The 18,009-nt window shown below is 60.6% G+C and carries 14 protein-coding genes and 1 tRNA gene; 6 read left to right on the top strand and 9 right to left on the bottom strand.

The window, feature by feature from the left end; translation table 11 throughout:
* Nucleotides 1-108: 108 nt before the first annotated feature.
* From pelA to ABAC402_RS30895, 5 genes are all read left to right on the top strand, one after another.
* Nucleotides 109-1,356, top strand: coding sequence for a pectate lyase (gene pelA / locus ABAC402_RS30915; protein WP_031235605.1), 1,248 nt, complete (start codon nucleotides 109-111; stop codon nucleotides 1,354-1,356).
* A gap of 173 nt (nucleotides 1,357-1,529) precedes the next feature.
* Nucleotides 1,530-3,143 (top strand): alpha-glucosidase, encoded by a 1,614-nt coding sequence (locus tag ABAC402_RS30910; protein ID WP_023449648.1) that lies wholly within the window; start codon nucleotides 1,530-1,532, stop codon nucleotides 3,141-3,143.
* Between the two features lie 135 nt (nucleotides 3,144-3,278).
* On the top strand, nucleotides 3,279-4,289 hold the full coding sequence (locus ABAC402_RS30905; protein WP_023449647.1) for a class I SAM-dependent methyltransferase: 1,011 nt from the start codon (nucleotides 3,279-3,281) through the stop codon (nucleotides 4,287-4,289).
* The gene (locus ABAC402_RS30900) at nucleotides 4,286-4,987 is read left to right on the top strand and encodes a pseudouridine synthase (protein ID WP_023449646.1); all 702 of its coding nucleotides are present in this window, start codon (nucleotides 4,286-4,288) and stop codon (nucleotides 4,985-4,987) included. Before ABAC402_RS30905 ends, ABAC402_RS30900 begins: the two co-directional genes overlap by 4 nt.
* Before the next feature lie 2 nt (nucleotides 4,988-4,989).
* Entirely contained in the window at nucleotides 4,990-5,277 is a 288-nt protein-coding gene (locus ABAC402_RS30895) for a hypothetical protein (RefSeq protein ID WP_023449645.1), read from the top strand.
* Here ABAC402_RS30895 and ABAC402_RS30890 read toward each other — a convergent pair whose 3' ends face one another.
* From ABAC402_RS30890 to ABAC402_RS30865, 6 genes are all read right to left on the bottom strand, one after another.
* Nucleotides 5,278-5,739, bottom strand: coding sequence for a hypothetical protein (locus tag ABAC402_RS30890; protein WP_023449644.1), 462 nt, complete (start codon nucleotides 5,737-5,739; stop codon nucleotides 5,278-5,280). It lies immediately after the preceding gene.
* 46 nt (nucleotides 5,740-5,785) lie between these two features.
* Nucleotides 5,786-6,667: an N-carbamoylputrescine amidase gene (gene aguB / locus ABAC402_RS30885; RefSeq protein WP_023449643.1), complete on the bottom strand. Its 882-nt coding sequence runs from the start codon at nucleotides 6,665-6,667 to the stop codon at nucleotides 5,786-5,788.
* Between the two features lie 56 nt (nucleotides 6,668-6,723).
* Entirely contained in the window at nucleotides 6,724-7,101 is a 378-nt protein-coding gene (locus ABAC402_RS30880) for a GxxExxY protein (RefSeq protein WP_023449642.1), read from the bottom strand.
* A gap of 140 nt (nucleotides 7,102-7,241) precedes the next feature.
* On the bottom strand, nucleotides 7,242-8,273 hold the full coding sequence (locus ABAC402_RS30875; RefSeq protein WP_031235604.1) for an agmatine deiminase family protein: 1,032 nt from the start codon (nucleotides 8,271-8,273) through the stop codon (nucleotides 7,242-7,244).
* A 130-nt stretch (nucleotides 8,274-8,403) separates the two neighbouring features.
* On the bottom strand, nucleotides 8,404-10,956 hold the full coding sequence (locus ABAC402_RS30870; protein WP_023449640.1) for a TonB-dependent receptor: 2,553 nt from the start codon (nucleotides 10,954-10,956) through the stop codon (nucleotides 8,404-8,406).
* Between the two features lie 547 nt (nucleotides 10,957-11,503).
* Nucleotides 11,504-12,769: an OmpA family protein gene (locus ABAC402_RS30865; protein WP_031235603.1), complete on the bottom strand. Its 1,266-nt coding sequence runs from the start codon at nucleotides 12,767-12,769 to the stop codon at nucleotides 11,504-11,506.
* 418 nt (nucleotides 12,770-13,187) lie between these two features.
* Here ABAC402_RS30865 and ABAC402_RS30860 point away from each other — a divergent pair.
* Nucleotides 13,188-13,277 (top strand) — tRNA-Ser (locus ABAC402_RS30860).
* Between the two features lie 339 nt (nucleotides 13,278-13,616).
* Here the strand turns inward: ABAC402_RS30860 and ABAC402_RS30855 are convergent.
* The 3 genes from ABAC402_RS30855 to ABAC402_RS30845 form a co-directional block, all read right to left on the bottom strand.
* The gene (locus tag ABAC402_RS30855) at nucleotides 13,617-14,888 is read right to left on the bottom strand and encodes a hypothetical protein (protein ID WP_023449638.1); all 1,272 of its coding nucleotides are present in this window, start codon (nucleotides 14,886-14,888) and stop codon (nucleotides 13,617-13,619) included.
* Nucleotides 14,885-17,254, bottom strand: a complete 2,370-nt coding sequence (locus ABAC402_RS30850) for an EAL domain-containing protein (protein ID WP_023449637.1) — start codon at nucleotides 17,252-17,254, stop codon at nucleotides 14,885-14,887. The genes ABAC402_RS30855 and ABAC402_RS30850 overlap by 4 nt, the downstream gene beginning before the upstream one ends.
* Before the next feature lie 106 nt (nucleotides 17,255-17,360).
* On the bottom strand, nucleotides 17,361-17,987 hold the full coding sequence (locus tag ABAC402_RS30845; protein ID WP_023449636.1) for a hypothetical protein: 627 nt from the start codon (nucleotides 17,985-17,987) through the stop codon (nucleotides 17,361-17,363).
* Nucleotides 17,988-18,009 lie beyond the last annotated feature (22 nt).

The raw sequence follows: 18,009 nt of genomic DNA, 5'->3' as shown, positions 1-18,009 counted from the left end.
CGCGGATGCAAGAGCTGTGGTGACGATTCTATGACACCGGTATCATTTCTATTGCGAAGCGTCAGACGTGGTGGCATGGTCGTGCCAAAAAGTACCGGAGAAACATCCTTGAAGCTCCCTGCCCTGTTGCTCGCCGCGTGTCTGGCTATGCCCGGTTTCGTCCAGGCTGAGGTCATCGGCACGACGGTCCCGGCCCTGCCGTTGACGGCAGAACGCATTGCCGAGGCGCCCGAAGCTTCGCGCACGGCCTGGGCCGACTATCTTGCCTGGTCAAAGGCGCAAAGCCTTGCCGATCAGGCGGTTCTGACAGCCGAACGGATGGGCCTGAGTCCCCTTCCCGCCCCCGCGCCGGGTGGCGACGGCGCCAAGACCATGCCGCTGAACCGCGAGACGGCCTGGTATGCTTCGCCCGAAGCGCGCCACGTCGCCGATGTCATCGTCAGCTTCCAGACCCCGGCCGGCGGCTGGGGCAAGAACGCGCCACGCGACGGCGCCATCCGGCAGCGGGGCCAGAGTTGGGTCGCCGGCAAGGACGAAGCCTGGCACTATGTCGGCACCTTCGACAATGGCGCCACAACGACCGAGTTGCAGTTCCTGGCACGCGTCGCCGCCCAGGCGCCGGGCGCTGAAGGCGACAGTTATCGCGCGTCTTTCCTGCGCGGTGTCGCCTATGTGCTGTGGGCACAATATCCCAATGGCGGCTGGCCTCAGGTGTGGCCGCTGGAAGGCGGCTACCATGACGCCGTTACCTTCAACGACAATACTCTGAGCGATATCGTTGCTGTGCTGCACCTGACCGCAGCAGGCCAGGGCGACTATGCCTTCGTGCCACCGGCTGTGCGCGACCAGGCAGCCGAAGCGCTGGACCGCGCCATCGCGGTCATCCTGGCGTCGCAGGTCCGCATCGAGGGCCGCCTGACGGCCTGGGGCCAGCAGCACGACACCCTGACCCTGAGGCCGGTCGGCGCGCGCAATTTCGAACCGGCTTCTCTGTCGTCGAGCGAAAGCGCCGGATTGTTGCTGGAACTGATGAAGATCGAACAGCCGGCGCCCGCCGTGGTGGCGTCGGTCCATGCCGGCGCAGCCTGGCTGAAGAGCAAGGCCATGACCGGTGTCGCCTGGGTCAGGGTCGGCAACGACAAGGCCCTGGTTCCGGACGCCCAGGCCAAGCCGCTGTGGGCGCGTTACTACAGTCTGGAGACGGGCCAACCGATCTTCGGGGACCGTGATCTCACCATCCATGACGATGTCGCCGGGATCAGCACCGAACGCCGTAACGGCTATGCCTGGTACGGCACCTCGCCGCAAAAGGCGCTGGATGTTTATGCCGAATGGGGTCAAAAGCACCCGCAATAGGCTATAATTTACCTCTCCCCGTTTACGGGGAGAGGACGAGAGCCGAACGAAGTGAAGGCGATCGGGTGAGGGGCCTTCCGACGACGATTGTGCGCCGAACGGTATGGTTTGCCCCTCACCCTAACCTCTCCCCGTGAAGAACGGGGAGAGGGGTTTAAGGAAGGAACCTCTCCGTGAACGGCTACACGCGCGCCTGGTGGAAGGAAGCCGTCTTTTACCAGATCTACCCCCGCTCCTTTTTCGACAGTAATGGCGACGGCATCGGCGACCTCAACGGCATCCGTCAAAAACTCAGCTACATCAGAGGCCTTGGTGTCGACTGTCTCTGGTTGGGGCCGCATTTCGACAGCCCCAATGCCGACAACGGCTACGACATACGCGACTATCGCAAAGTCATGGCCGAATTCGGCACCATGGCCGATTTCGATGCCCTGCTGGCCGAGGTCAAGGCCGCCGGCATGCGGCTCATCCTCGACCTGGTCGTCAACCATACCAGCGACGAGCACGCCTGGTTCGTCGAGAGCCGCACGTCCGCAGACAATCCCTTTCGCGACTATTACATCTGGCAAAAAGAACCACCCAACACTTGGACCTCGATTTTTCGCGGCCCGGCCTGGCAGCATGACGAGGCGACGGGCGACTATTACCTGCACCTCTTCCACGTCAAACAGCCGGATCTGAACTGGGACAACCCGAAGGTCCGCCACGAGGTCTATGATGTGATGCGGTTCTGGCTGGATAAGGGAGTCGACGGCTTCCGCATGGATGTCATCCCGTTCGTTTCGAAAGATCGGAGTTGGCCGGAACTCGCTGGCCGGCCCCAGGATACCTATGCTAACGGCCCCAACCGCGACGCCTACCTGCAGGAAATGCGGCGCGAGGTTCTGGAACCTTTCCAGGCCGTTTCGGTCGGTGAGGCCTTCGGCGTGTCGCTGGACGAGACGCCCAGGCTAATCGACGAACGCCGTGGCGAACTCGACATGGTGTTTCAGTTCGACACGGTCGATATCGATCGCGGGCCGGATGGGTGGCGTCCGTGGAGCTTGCCCGAGTTGAAAGCCATCTTCACCCGCCACGACGCCGCTTTCGACCGTCATTGCTGGCCGACCGTCTTTTTTTCCAACCACGACAATCCGCGCATTGTCTCTCGCTATGGCGACGACCATCCCGACTGGCGCGTGCGTTCTGCCCAAGTCATGGCGACCTTGCTGCTGACCATGAAAGGTACCCCCTTCATCTATCAGGGCGACGAACTGGGCATGACCAATGTCACCTTTAGCGATATCGCCCAGTTCGACGATATCTGGACGAAGAATGCTTGGCGCGAAGAGGTCGAAGGCGGCCGCACGACAGCGGAGGCCTTTATCGCCAACCAGAACAAGGTCAGCCGCGACCATGCCCGTACGCCGATGCCGTGGACAGCGGACGGCGGGTTCACCTCTGGCAAGCCGTGGTTCGCGCTCAATCCCAACTTCACCGACATCAATGCCGAAGCCGCCGGGGCCGATCCAAACTCGGTTTATCATTGGTACGCCCGGCTAATCGCCTTGCGCCACGACAATTCGGTTCTGGTCTATGGCGACTATAGCGATGTCCTGCCGGACGATGAACGCCTGTTCGTTTACGAGCGCACCCTCGACGACGAAGGCTGGATGATCGTGCTGAACTTTTCGCGCGAAGAGTCTATGTTCTCAACGCCCACCGATTTCGACCTTGTGCTGAGCAGTTACGGCGGCGCCGATACCCATCTTCGTGGCTGGGAAGCGCGGGTCTATCGGAAGTTATAGCATCCGGGCAGGGTCTGTGGCATAGAGCGCGCTTTCGATCTGATGGCATCAGATCGGCGCTCTATGCTTTTGTTTGACGCGCATCTTTATCCGAAAAATGCGCGACATTTTTCGGGATGCGCTTGGGGCCCCACCATGGCTTTTGATCCCGTTTTAGAAACCCTGTGCCTCGCGCTGAGCGAGGATGTTTCCGCGCCGGCCAATGGCCCCGCCCTGTTCCTGCGCGCCCGCTACGGCAGCGATCTCGACGTTCTGCCGCGCGAGGCCTGGCTTTGCGACCAGAGTTTCAAACCCGACTATGACCTTCTGGTCCGTCAGGGTTTTGCTCTGCGCGAAGCTGATGACGGTACGCAATACGGCCTAGTCTGCGTGCTGCCACCGCGCCAGCGCGACGAGTACCGCGCCCTGCTGGCTCGTGCTGTGACCGATGCCCGGCCGGGTGGGATTGTCCTGGCCGCCGTCAGCAATCTGGAAGGCGCCAAAACGGTCGAAAATGATCTGAAAGCGCTATGCGGCAATATCACCAGCCTATCGAAGAACAAGTGCCGCGCCTTCTGGGGCCGGGTCGGCGATGATGTCGACCGCGACCTTGTGGCAGCCTGGTCGCAACTGGACGCGTCGCGTGAGGTCGAGGGCGGTCTGATAGGTCGCCCGGGCCTGTTCGCCTGGGACCGTATCGACGCCGGATCGCGGCTACTGGCCGAGAACCTGCCGATGCTGTCGGGCAAAGGCGCGGATCTCGGCGCCGGCAACGGCTTTCTCAGCCGCGAAGTGTTGAAGCTTTGTCCCGCCGTCACGCACCTGACCCTGTTCGAGGCCGAGGCGCGCGCCCTGCCCCTGGCACGCGAGAATCTGGGAGAGTTCGGCGATCGCTGCGACTTTCACTGGCACGACGTCACCAAGGGGATTACCGGACCGTTCGACTTTATTGTGATGAACCCGCCCTTCCACACCGGCCGCGCCGATCGCAACGATCTGGGCCAGGGATTTATCCGGTCCGCCGCCGGGGCGCTGAACAAGGGCGGCGTCCTGTGGATGGTGGCCAACCGCCACCTGCCCTACGAAGAGACGCTGAAGGCCGCGTTCAAGACCGTTATCACCATCACCGATACGCCGTATTACAAGGTCTTCAAGGCGGTCAAATGAAGCTGATCAAATTGCTGGCCAATCTCGGCTACGGCAGCCGCAAGGAGATGCAGCGTCTGGTCCGGATGGGCGCCGTCACCGATGCTGCTGGCAACCCGCTTGACGACGACTCCGCCGCCGCCCACCACGACATTCGCTTGCGCGGCAAGCCGCTGGATCCCGCCCACGGCATGATCCTGCTGTTGCATAAACCGACCGGCTATGTCTGTTCGACCAAGGATCGCGGCCGGCTGGTCTATGAACTCTTGCCGGAGCGGTTTTCGCTGCGAAAGCCGGTGATTTCGACGGTGGGGCGGCTCGATTCCGATACGTCAGGCCTGTTGCTGATGACGGATGACGGCGATTTCCTGCACAAGGTCATCTCGCCGAAGAACCATGTCGCCAAGATCTATGAGGTCACCACCGCGCGCCCGATTTCACCGACCTATGTGCCGGTTTTTGCGTCAGGCGAACTCATGCTGGAGTGCGAAAAAGAACCGCTGAAGCCGGCGCTGATGGAGATCACGGGTGAGAAAGCCGCCCGGCTTACCCTGTATGAGGGCCGCTACCATCAGGTCCGTCGGATGTTCGCGGCGGTCGGCAACCATGTCGAAGCTTTGCACCGCGCGCAGATGGGCGAGTTGACCTTGGACGGTCTCGCGCCGGGCCAGTGGCGCCTGATGAGGCCAGATGATATTGCCAAGGTCCTGAAGGCTTAGCCATGACGCCACGTGTAACCGTTTGTATACGCCCCGACGGCAGTTTCGAATTGTTGTGCAACGAGGCAGGACGCGATCTTCTGGTCGAGAATTTGCAACAACTGGATCGGCGCAACGACCATTTTCATCTGGATTACTACGCCGATCCAGATGTTGCGGGTGCCACGGACGTGATCCTGGGCGCTGTGCCTTATCACGCCGCCGATACGGTTGTGGAGAACGGAAAGGTTCTCTTGCGCCCCGACGACTGGGACCGTGAATTCTATCCGCACGTCATGACGGAAACCTGATCAGGAAATCCAAGTCTGGTGGCGCTTGACGATCTTCCAGCCGCCGTCCTGCAGCCGTATCGTGACTTCTTCGCCATGGCCGCACAGACCGCGACAAAGGAAGTCCATTTGAATGACGGCTTCGGTGTCGTCGGTGAAGCGCGGTTCATGAAACACCCAGCCGCGGTCCTGAACTGAGATCTGTACATTCGGCGCGTTCATCCGGCTGGCTGGGAAGATGGCCAGACCGGCGGCCTTGAGTTGCGCGCTGCAGTCGATGCCACGGCTCCCCTCGCGCTTGATGTCGGCATCGAACGGCCCCTCGCCCACCTGTTTGGCGACCTGGACGATCATATCGCAGGTTTCGGCTTCGGTCAGAGGCCAACGGCGCGCACCATCGGAGGCCGAGGCATGTGGAGCCGGCGCCGAAGCGCAGGCAGCCAGCCCCAGCAACAGGGCGGCAGTCAAGATACGAGCGGTCATGAGGTATCTCCTTGAAGGCCGAGTCTGGGCTCGCATTGCGGCGAAATCATGCCGGACGTGGCGAGGCCAGCGCCGTATACAGGTCGGGACGGCGATCGCGGAAGAAGCCCCAGGCGGCGCGGTGGGTGTTGAGGTAACTCAGGTCGAATTCGGCAACCAGGACGCCCTCTTCTGTCTTGCCAAACGACTGGACCAGGTCGCCGCGGTTGTTGGCGATAAAGCTATGGCCATAGAAGGTCTGACCGGCGCCGTTTTGCGGCGAGATCAGGCTTTCGGTGCCGATGCGGTTGGACGCCACCACCGGAATGACATTGGCCACCGCATGGCCCTGCATGACGCGCTGCCACGGGGCGGCGGTATCCAGCGAATCGTCATGCGGCTCCGAGCCGATTGCGGTCGGATAGAACAAAACCTCGGCGCCCAGCAGCGCCATGGCGCGGGCGGCTTCCGGATACCACTGGTCCCAACAGATGCCGACGCCGATGCGCGCGAACTTCGTGTCCCACACCTTGAAGCCGGTATCGCCCGGACGGAAATAGTACTTCTCCTGATAGCCTGGCCCGTCGGGGATGTGGGACTTGCGATAGACGCCCAGCAGTTCACCGCCGGCATCGATCACCACCAGCGAATTGAAATAGTGCGGCCCCTCCTTCTCGTAGATCGAGGTCGGAATGACGACATTGAGTTCCGCCGCCAGTTTCTGCATGGCCAGGACGCACGGATGGGCGCGCCACGGAAAGGCGGTAGCGAACCAGCGTTCTTCCTGGGTGACGCAGAAATACTCACCCTGGAACAGTTCCGACGGCAGGATGATCTGGGCGCCCTGCGCCGCGGCCTCGCGCACCAGCGCCTCGGTTTTGGCGATATTGGCGGCCATGTCGGCGCCGTAGGCCGTCTGGAGGGCGGCCACGGAAACTTTGCGCGTCATAACTTACTCCAATAAGAAAGTATTTTTACCACGAACCACACGAACCGACACGAACATCAGAGAACAAATCTTTCTATCTGCGCCTTGGGATGTGTTCCGAAATTTACGAGTAAGCCGAGCCGGAGTTTGGTAGCCTTCAGATAGTTCAATATTTGCGCGCGATGCGCGCTTGAAAAGTCCGGGCAAACTTTCAACTCAACGATGACGGTTTCGTAGCAAATGAAGTCGGGTTGGTAGATTTGGGTGAGAGGTTCGCCCTTATAAGTGATGCCAACGGATTTGTGTTGCGAGAAAGGAATTTCTCGAAGTTCAAACTCCCTCGCCAGGCACTCCTGGTAAACCGCCTCAAGGAAACCAGACCCCATTTCTCGATTTACTTCGAAGATAGCGCCTTGAATGGCAAACACTTCGTCTCTGAAAAGTACATCCGTCATGTTCGTGTCTGTTCGTGTGGTTCGTGGTCAAAAACCTTTACTTAAGGTCCGAGGCAAAATGGACGAATCCTGCGGGCCCAAGAATTGATCCCATTCGCGATATGCCCATCAGAGGCGTAGCGGTCCTTCCGCGTCGGCCCCTAAGCCTTCACTAAAGGCACTTGCTGGCTGATGCAGTGGAAACTGCCGCCGCCGGTCAGGAGGGCGCGCGACGAAAGGCCCAGAACCTGGCGTTCGGGGAAGAGGCTTTGCAGGGCCTCCACCGCCAGTTCGCCGGGACGGTCTTCATAGATTGGCACCACCACGCAGTCATTGGCGATCAGGAAGTTCATATGCGAGGCCGGGACAATTTCGCCATCCTCGTCGAGGACCTTTCCCGGCGACGGAATGCGCACCACCTGAATCGGCCGGCCGCGCGCGTCGGTCTGAGACGCCAGCAATTTGGCCGTCGAATCATAGACGTTGGCATTGGGATCGTCGCGGCCAAACGCCACCGGACAGGCAACCACCCCGGGCGCCACAAACCGGGCCAGGTTGTCGACATGTCCGTCGGTGTGGTCGTTGAGCATGCCGTCATCCAGCCAGATCACCTTGCGCACACCCAGGGTCCGGAACAGGGCCTGTTCAGCCAGGGACTGAGTCCAGCCTGGATTGCGGTTGGGATTGAGCAGGCATTGCCGCGTTGTCAGCACAGTCCCATGACCGTCGTGATCCAGCGCCCCGCCTTCAAGAACAAAGTCCTCGGTCGTGCTGGCGAAACCGTCGGCCTCGCTGATCTGGCGAGCGACCTCGTCGTCGAACTTCAGATGATACTTGCCACCCCAACCGTTGTTGAGAAAACCCACCGGCAGGGCCTGATGCAGGTCGTCGTCATCGGCGTCGTCGGCAACATAGATCGGACCGGTATCGCGGAACCAGATATCGCCGAAGCGGCCGTCAACGATCTCGACCCTGGTCACATCGCCGAGCAGATCCTGCGCTGCGGCGCGGGCGTCTTCGCCCATGACCATAAGCTTGACGTTTTCGTCACCCATCTCGGCCAGAACGCGCACCAGGGCAGCGACCTCGGCCTGAGCCGGGATAAGGTCCTCTTGCCATAAGGTTTCATGGCTTGGAAACCCCAGCCAGATCGCCTTATGCGCTTCCCATTCCGCCGGAACAATTCGAGTCATATCGCTGTCCAAAACTGATAAGCGCCGCCTCTTAGCACCGCCCAGCCCGTTTTGCCACGACAATCCGCCGTAAAAAAAGCGGCTCCGGACAATCCGGAGCCGCTTCAATTTAATCGTCGTCAGGCTTGGCTTAGAAAGCGGCGCGCAGCGACAGAACGAAGGTGCGCGGAGCGCCCACGTTCATGAACGGGAAGGTACCCGACTTGGGAGTGCCCAAGCCATCTGCATATGGCAAGGCGTTGTTCTGCGAAGAGAAGCTGCCCAGGTACTGTTCGTCGAACAGGTTGATAACGTTCAGTTGCAGATAGGTGCCTTCCTTCAGGACCGGAAGGTCGTAACGCAGCGAACCGTTCCACACGAAGTAGTTCTCAGCGACGTCGTCGTTGATATCGGTGGTGAAGCGATCGCCGACATATTTGCCGTTCAGGTTCAGCAACAGCGACGGCGTGATTTCATAGTCGAGACCGACGGTCCACATCCATTCCGGCATTTCCACCAGCTTCTTGCCAGCGGTCGGCAGATAACGGATAGCGCCGCCCGTACCGGTGCCGAAGGCCAGATTGTTCTGAAGCTCGGTGTCGGTATAGGTCAGGCTGCCGTTCAGGGTCAAAGTCTCAACCGGCGTAAAGGCCGCTGACCCTTCAAAGCCATTGCGCTTAACGCCGCCGATGTTGCGGTCGTAGAAGACGCCATCTTCCGGATCGAAGGAAGAAACGATGCGGTTCTCGTCCTCGGCCGAGAACACAGTGGCGGAAGCCACGAAGTTCGGCGAACGGAAGCGATAGCCCAGTTCCATCGTCTTGCTGGTTTCCGGCTCAGGATTGGCCACGCTCAGAGTGCGCGACTGAACCGCTGTCAGGTTGGTCGTGGACAGATTGGCCGAGGTCAGGCCCGCTACCGGGGTATCGAACACAACCGCGTAGTAGCTGTCCGTACGCGGCGAGGACATAGATTCCGCATAGGTGGCGAAGACTTGATTGCTGCTGTTGAAGGTCCAGGTCGCACCCATGTTCGGAAGTAGCTTGTCAAACGATACCTTGCGCTTGAACGGGGTGAAGTACAGGTTCGTGGAACCTTCGAGCTGGACCACCTTGTTACCGCCCTGCATGTCGACCGACTGAACAACCTTTTGGGTCGAGCAGTAAGGGGCAGAAGAGCCGGTGCCGTTGATAGGCGAATAGCAGTACTGGTTCAGCTCGCGTTCCATCTTCTGGCTGCGCAGGCCCAGGTCCAGAGCCAGCTTTTCGTCAAAGTGACGGCCGCGATACTGGAAGGAGAGGACGTCGACATTGGCAAACGAAAGACGGTCACGGCGGCGCCAGTAGGATCCGTCGCCATCGGCCGTCTTCAGACGGAGGTCATGATTGGTGCGGCCACCGAAAACATCGATCGGTGCACTGTTGCCGTCCAGCAGGGTAGCTTCACCGGTTTGACGGTGACGGGCGCGGTCGGCAGAGTAGCCGACACGGATCGTCTGCGTGTCGGTCAGGGCATAGATCAGGTTGGTGTTGAGACCGTAGCGGTGGGTATTGGTCGTGTTCGGACGATAGATCGCAACCGTGTCGACCGTATCGCCGTCGCCATTAAGATCGACGCCGGTTACCGTAGAGACCTTCGAACCACGAATCTGCAGGCTGGTCTCGGCCAGGGTCGAGTTGCCGCCGCCATTGGCCAGGACGTATTGGAACTGCGGGTCGATCGTCAGGGTCAGCTTGTCGCTGAACACCCACTTCGACTGACCGCGGATGTTCCCGGTGTTCGAAGGGTTGATGTTGCCGGCGTTGATGCTGTTGTAGTCATAGCCGCAGGTCGGCGCGACGTTACCAGCATTGCCACCGGCACCCGTTGTCTGGCAATAGATTTGCGGCTTGGTCGGGCCAAACATGAAGTGGTTGCGGTTTTCGTTCCAGTGTGCCGACAGGCTCATGAACGAACCGTCATCGCCAACCGGTTGATAGATACGGGCGTTGTACTGGTTCTTTTGCAGGCGGGCGTTGATGTCCGGGTCGAGGTTCGGCTCGCGCGTCCACGCGTCGTAGGACTGACCCGTATAGGCGAAGAAGGCCGACGTGCCGAAGGGGCCGAAGGTGCCGGAGTCGAGGCGAACGAAGACGTTCTGGAAGTTGTCCGAACCAGCGCTCAGCTTCACGACGCCGCCGAATTCGGCTTCAGGCTTGCAGGTCGTATAGTTGATGGTGCCGCCGGTGGCCGAGGCTGTCATCGAGTCGACGTCGGTGGCGCCGCCCTGAACCGAAGCCGAGCAGATCAGTTCCGGCTCGAGTTGCTGGTTGGTATAGATGGCGTAGTTGCCGGAGTCGTTCAGCTGCATACCGTCAAAGGTCAGCGAGACGCGCGTGCCGTCCAGGCCGCGCATGACGACGTTACCACCCGACGAACCGTAAGCATCGTTGTTGGTAAAGTTGTAACCCGGAAGCTGGTTCAGCGTGTCGGCGATCGTCTGGCCGGCCGAACCCTTGGAGATGGTGTCCTGACCGATAGTCGACTTGGCCTTGGTGCCGCTTTCGCGACGGACCGGACCCGTCGCGCGGACGCCGCGGACGATGACTTCGGTGGTCTTTTCTTCGACCTGTTGAGTCGCGGTCGACTGGGCGAAAGCGCCCGATGTCGAGACCAGGGACGCCAGCGCGGTGCCGGCGAGGATGATGGACTTATTGAGTTTCATTCGGAGGATCCCCTCTCCAATGGGTTACACGAAAAAAGCAAACCGTACCGGCAGACCGATGACAACAAATGAGCAGCCTGGGCATGCCCAGGTTGTCCTATCGAGACGCCGCAAGAATTGTGCTGTTAATTCTTTAGTAGGTTTCTCGCTGCTTTTTGAGCGAAAAGTGCAAACCTTTTGTGACGCTTGTGACATGCGTAACGGGTTGCAGCCTTATTGCCACACAATGTTGCTGTGCAGCAGGCATGATTTTGCCACGCTGGCGCCGCCGAGCGCCTGCCCTTCGGGGGAAAGCCCCCACATATAGCCGTCGAAATCCGTTCAGCGCCCAGATATGCCGCACACGCTACCGACTCTCACAATGATGCGGCGATTATTTCAAACCATTGCCGTGACGTGATAATCGTATGGCAACGCCCTGTGTTCGCTGCAGCGCACCATGGTCAATCTGACCAACGACCACGTCCTCCGACAAACGAAAACCCGGCCTGCACAAGCAGACCGGGTTTCCATTTTTTAGGTTGCGACAAACGCCGCGTTCTCAGTCTTAGAACGTGATGTCGATCGTCGAACGACGGTTCAGAGGTTCCTTGACGCCGTCGCCGGTGGCGACTGCCGGTTGGGATTCACCCTTCCAGTCGACTGCCAGCTTGGAGCCGTCAGCACCGAGGCCAACCAGGGCATCGGCAACGGTCTTGGCGCGGCGTTCCGACAGGCGGATGTTGTAGGCGGCCGAACCGGAGGTGTCGGCGTGACCGACGACCACGACGCGAGCAGCGCCGCCGGCCTTGGCGTAATCGGCAGCGGCCGAAACCACAGCCTGAGCATCAGCCGTCAGGTCGGACTTGTCGAACTCGAAGTACACGATGAACGTGCGATCTTCGTACTTCGCCGCTTCCGGAACGATCGGCGGAGGCGGAGGAGGCGTTTCGATGACCGGGGGCGGCGGAGGAGCAGGCGGCGTTTCGATGACCGGAGCCGGCGCAACACCGAAGGCCCAACGCAGGCCGACCGAGATCGACTGATCGTTGAACTTGCCGGAGAACTCACCCGGCTGTTCCCAGCCAAGGCCGCTGTTCGGTCCAGGCATCATGTTCGCTGCGCTCAGCGGAGCGACCATGCCGTCAAAAGTGGCTTCACCGGACGCCAGATAGCGGTAGGTGACGTCCAGGCTCAGGCGGTCGGACAGGGCCCAGGCGATACCAGCCAGGAACTGTGCGGCCGGAACCGTGTCGTTACCGGTGATGCTGAGGTCGGAAACCCCACCCGCCGGGCTGGTCGACATTTGACCGATCAGCTTTGCCTTGACATGGTTGAGACCGACGCCAACACCAACGAACGGGTGCAGCGAAGATTCCGGCAGGATGTCATAGTAGAGGTTGACCATAAAGGTGGTCTGGTCGAACGAACCGCGCGGACCGCCGCAGGGATCGTTGGCGCCACGGATGACACCGACGGTGCACAGCGCCGTGTCGACGGCCGTCGTGCCGGGAATGGTCGGATAGTCGCGCGGGAACGGCGCGGTAGCCGTGGTCACGTCGCCGGGGCGGTAGCCGCCTTCGAATTCAACGCGCCAGTTGGGGTTATAGCGATAACCGAGACGGGCGAAACCCGCCCAGTCTTCGTCGGTCGCAACGTCATACATGTAGGCGCCACCGTCGGCCATCTTGCCGGTCGACACGCCTTCATAGTCACCCTTGGCATGATAGCCGAGGTCAACCCCGCCGTACCAACCCGGATATTGTTCAGCAGCAGCGCCGGTCGCTACTGCCATCGCAGCGAGAGCGACGCCCGCCAGCAAATTGAGTTTCATAATAGTTGCCCTCTCTTGGCCATCGAACGAACAGTCGATCATCTCGACTGAAACTTCATAGTACGCGACTTCCATAACTTTCTGAAGCCGTTTTGCATAGCACCCAAATGCGCATTTGGTTAAGAATCTGCACTTTTGGCTCCGCTTTGACGCGAACTGACACCAGAAAGACACGCTTATGGGACACAAACGTACGGGTGGTCAAATCGGCCCAAAGCGGCGGTAAAAAATCTATAGGCCCGCCAGATGGGCACATAAAAATATCATATGCGCCGGAAAAAGGCTTGCGAATTCTTCGGCCTTTGCGTAGAGACACGCCCTCTGATCGACCCCAAAGCGTTGATACGCTTGCGGACTGGCTCAATTCGCAGATTTACTTGCTTGTAAACCAAGGCGTTTTTTCTGGTCTTCCTCTGACGGAGAGGTGGCTGAGTGGTCGAAAGCACCGCACTCGAAATGCGGCATAGGGGCAACTCTATCGTGGGTTCGAATCCCACCCTCTCCGCCATTCCCTGGATCAGGAACGCCCCTTCAAGAGGGCGCATTTACGCCTTCGCGATGCCGCAACAGGTTAACGGCCCGCCTCGCCTCCGCCCCCCCAAGGCACCTGTTTGGCCCTGGTCCCGCCGCATATATCGCATCGCAACATGGAAAACCGCAGTCGCAACCGCGCGTGTATACCAAGCCTCATAAAGAATGACTCTTGGTATTCGCATTTTTTCAGCTCAAACGCCCCATGCCTCCTCGCAAAAGCTCGGGCGGCCAGTCGGCCTTGCCAACCCGCGGTGTGTCAAGAATTACGCGGGTTGGTATTTTTTCCAAGAGACATATAGAATGACGCCTGGTTTTACAGGTGAAGTTTCAGGGCGATCTGGACCTGGGTCTGTTCCTGCCGGGGGTCCAGCCCCTGGCTGACCCGGGCCGGCCGAAAACTGCGCACATGCAGCGCTTCCGTGGCCAGGGCGAGATGATCGCTCAGGGGACGCATCCAGGCCAAGGTAACGGCGTGACCCTTTTCGGTATTATCGTCGCGCGAGCGTCGCGATTGATCCTTGACGGCAAAGTGGTCGAAGCGGCCGCTCAGACGGGCACCGTCGTCGAAGCGCCGGGTCAGCAAAAGATATGCCGAATCATACTTGATGTCGTAGGCCCAGAAGCCATTGCCGACCTGCCACCCCATGAGCGACTGGCCGGTCATGTACTGGCCGAGCATCTCCCAGCCTGGCGCCGGCTGGTACTGAACGCCGACATTATAGAATCGTGTCGCCCAGCCCCACTGGCCGTTGCGCTCGATCTGCGGATCGCCCTGGTTGTCGTAGAACTCGGCATCGACGGCAAACGACGCCGGCGGTCGCCAGTCGAACCGAACATAGTAACCCAGGCGGCCATCGACCTCGGCCAGCGGCCTGGTGCGCGGCGCCTGGCTGAACGGCAAGCCGGTAAGCCCCTGGGGCAGCGGCATGGCTGAGCTCTCCGAAGCGGCAACATCATGGAGGGCCCAGCCGCGCCAGGTCAGCAGAGTCGCCGAAGTATCGTTCCTGGTAAAGCCGGCCAGGGTCGCACCGAAGACATGCTCGGCCACCTGAGTCTGGACTGTGGCCTCAAGGCCCTGGACCAGGACCTCCTCGCCGATCCAGCTGTTTATCGCCGAAGGCGTCAGGGTCCGCGTCGTGGTCCAGCCGGCACCGTCGTGCTCCAGCGATACCGGCGGAAAGAACTGACCCGCGCGCAGACTGTAGCGAATCGCCGAGGTCGGGACAGGCTTCCATTTGACAAAGGCCTCCTCGATGCCGAAGGACTCTTCTAACTCTGGCACATACTGGGCGATGACATAGGCCGTCACTGTGTCGGCGAGGCGTGGCTGCCATACCACGGCTACCTGTGCCAGGCGCGGGCCGTCATCGTTACCGCCATAACGGGTCTTGCCAAAACCCCGATCCAGCCAACCGCGTTCTCCGTCCGAAGCGGTCAGGCGCAGATCGACCCAGGCCTTGGCGTTTTCCGGGGCGAACAGTTGCGCCTGTGCCAGGCACGGCGAAGCCGCCAGTCCGGCCAGTCCTGCCAGTCCTGCCAGGGCGGCGACGCAGATCGCTGGGAGAGGCGAGCGGACCCGGGTCATGAATTGGCTTTGCGGGGGCGGAATTCGGGCATGCGCGCGCGGGCATCGGCGACCTGACGGAAGTCCTCAAGGAAGGGCACGAGAGCATCGAACGGCATCGGCCTGGCAATACCATAGCCCTGGGCAATGTCGCAGCCCATGGCTTGCAGCAGGGTAAAGGACGTGGCGGTTTCGACGCCCTCGGCGGTCACCTTCATGCCAAGACCGTGGGCCAGGTCGATCGTCGAGCGCACCAGCAAAGCGTCGCGCTGGCCCTGCTCGATTTCCATGATGAAGGCGCGGTCGATCTTCAGTTCATGGGCCGGGATCAGCTTGAGGTAGGACAGGGACGACAGGCCGGTGCCGAAGTCATCGATTGAAATTTCGACGCCGTGCTCGACAAAGGTATTGATGGCGGCCAGGCCGATTTTCGGATCTTCGATGACCGCTGTCTCGGTGATTTCCAGGCAGATATGGCCGACCGCCGTGTCGACCAGGCTGACTGTCTTGGCGTTAAAGGCTTCGTCGGACAACAGGCGGCCGGAATAGTTGACGCTGACGTCGAGGTCGAATCCAGCCTCCTTCAGGCGGCGCTGATCGGTCAGGACCGTGTCGAAGACGTGCAGGGTCAGGTCGCGGATGGCGCCGGTTTCCTCGGCGATGGCGACGAAGCGCTGGGGCGAGACATAGCCGCGCTCGGGGTGGTTCCACCGGACCAGGGCCTCAACCCCGGTGATTCGGCCTTCGCGGTAGCTGAACTTGGGCTGGTACCACACGGTCAGCGCCCTGGACTGCAGGGCGGCGTATAGCTGATCGGTGAGCAGAAGCGTGTCGGCCAGTTCCGAATAGATCCGCGGATCGAACTGGGCAATGCCGGTCTTGGCGGCGCGGGCCTGGTCCAGAGCGATCAGAGAGCGTTCGACCACCTCGTCGGCGGTCGGGCGGACATGGCCCACATGATAGACACCCTGGCACACATTGACGTCCAGGCTCTGATCGTCGGTGACCTTGATGCGCTTGATCAGACGCGCTGCGATGGCGCGTGCCAGCGGCATGGCCTGTTCGGCATCGCACGGCGACAGGCACAGGCCCAGGGTGTCGGCCGACAGGCGCGCGATAAAGGCCTTGTCGAACAGGCGCGCCAGAATGCTCTGCAGTCGTGACACCAGCGTATGGGCATAGGCACCGCCCCATACGGCGCGGATATGGGCGTAGCGCTCGATACCGATGGCGACGACGACCATTCCGGTGTCTGACCTGTCCTTCACTTCGGCGATATGATCCTCAAAAGCCGAGCGGTTAGGCATGTTGGTGGCGATATCAGTCTTGGCCAGCCGCGTGATGTCGCGCTCGCGATCTTCGATCGATATGGCCATGTCGTTGAAGGCATGGGCCAGGTCGGCCATCTCGTCGGTGGTCGAGATCGTCACCTGGCTCGAACGGCCGTCGCGCAAGGCGCTGGCAGCCTCCTTCAGCAGCAGGATCGGCTTGGTCAGGGAGCGCGCCAGATAGAGGCTGGCCATGATGACGAAGGTCAGACCCAGGGCGCCAATGGCAAACAGCACAGACAGCAGGGGCTGATAGGCCTTCAGGGCCGCGCTTAGGGGGTAGCTGAGCAGCAGCACGCTGCGCTGGTCGTTCTCAAGGTTAGGCAGGGAAGTGGCGACCGCGATCACGGTCCCGTTAAGGCTCTCCACCATGCTGGCTGCCTTAGTGTCCAGGCTCTGATCGATGAAGAAGCTCAGGGAGCTGGGCTTGTAATCCTGGGTCTGGTCCGCCGGCCCCTGCCACAGACCACCGCGAGTCTGGGTCAGGATCGACGCCTTGATCGGAATCGAAGCCAGCCCCTGCAGGCTCTGCATTTCAGTGTCGTCCAGGCGCGACGCAAAGACGACCCAGCCCAGACGATCCGGTGCCATGACCGGAGCGGCGACAGCCTGATAGGGGTGGCTGTCGACGGAAATGATGCCAATTTGCGAGTCGAGTTGGTCGCGCGCCGCCAGGGCGTGGGCCAGGTTGTTGGCCAGTGGCGAGGTGTCGCCGAACATCGGCCGGCCATCGCGGCCAATGACCATGCCCGCGTCGGTTTTCAGGCGGCTCTGCAGGTTCAGGAAGGCCGATTCGACAGTCGCCGTGTCCTCGGTGGCCAGGGCCTGCTTGAAACCAAAGTCACGCGACAGCAGCATGGCATTGGTCTGCAGGGCGTCGGATTTTAGCGTCCAGATACGTTTGAACACGCTGGCCGAGGCCTGCAGTTCCTTCTGTACGGAATCGCGCGCATAGGACAGCACAGCCACATAACAGGCAAGCGCGATCACCAGCAGGGCCAGCGAAAACAGCCCGCCATACATGACCGTCAGTTTGGTGCTGAGACGCTTGAAAATCATCTACTGTCCTGGTGTGTGTTGAAAAACAACGGCTTCATCTCTCGGTCATGGTCGCAAAATCGCTTGATGTGGGGGTGAGAACCGATTCAGTTATGTTTCAACGGGCTTAATACGACCCATTCTGGGTCATTCGTGCGCGCACCTTGACCGAGAAGGCCTGGGGCGCGTTGGTCTTGCCAGCCGTAAGCGAGCGGGCGATTTCGTGATCCGGCGCGTCCATCAGCGGATACCAGACCCTGAGCGACCCGGCGCCTTCAGGAACGCCCTTGAGGACGGTCTTTCCGTCGGCGCCGGTGGTTGCGAAATAAGGGGTATTGACGATGCGGATATAGGCCGACATCGAATCGTGGATGTTACAGCCCAGGGCGTCGGTACCGGCCTTGGTGAAGGTGACAGTCCGGGTCTGGCCCTTGCCGTAAAGCGGAAGTTGGAACGGCTGGGTTGGCGAAAACGAATAGACGTGATGGTTGACCCGGTCCTGATTGGGAAAGCTGACGGTTGCGCCAACAGGCACCACCAGGACGAAGGGGGTAAACTGGACATTTTTCTGCGTCATGACGTAGGACGCAGATTTCACGGCCGCTGGAATCGCCGCGCCATTTTTCGGCGTCCAGGTCACGACAGCGAAGGGCACGGGCTTGCCTCCCGTGTCACTGACGGTGACATCGAGATCGGCAGCCTGCGCCGCAGACGCGGCCATCAGAACGAAAAGACTCAGAAAATGGGTTTTCATACCTCTCGGATATCACAACAGA

The organism is Asticcacaulis sp. AC402, assembly GCF_000495835.1.
Lineage (GTDB): Bacteria > Pseudomonadota > Alphaproteobacteria > Caulobacterales > Caulobacteraceae > Asticcacaulis.
The sequence above is the reverse complement of the archived record's forward strand: the minus strand, read 5'-3'. Positions and strand labels throughout refer to the sequence as shown.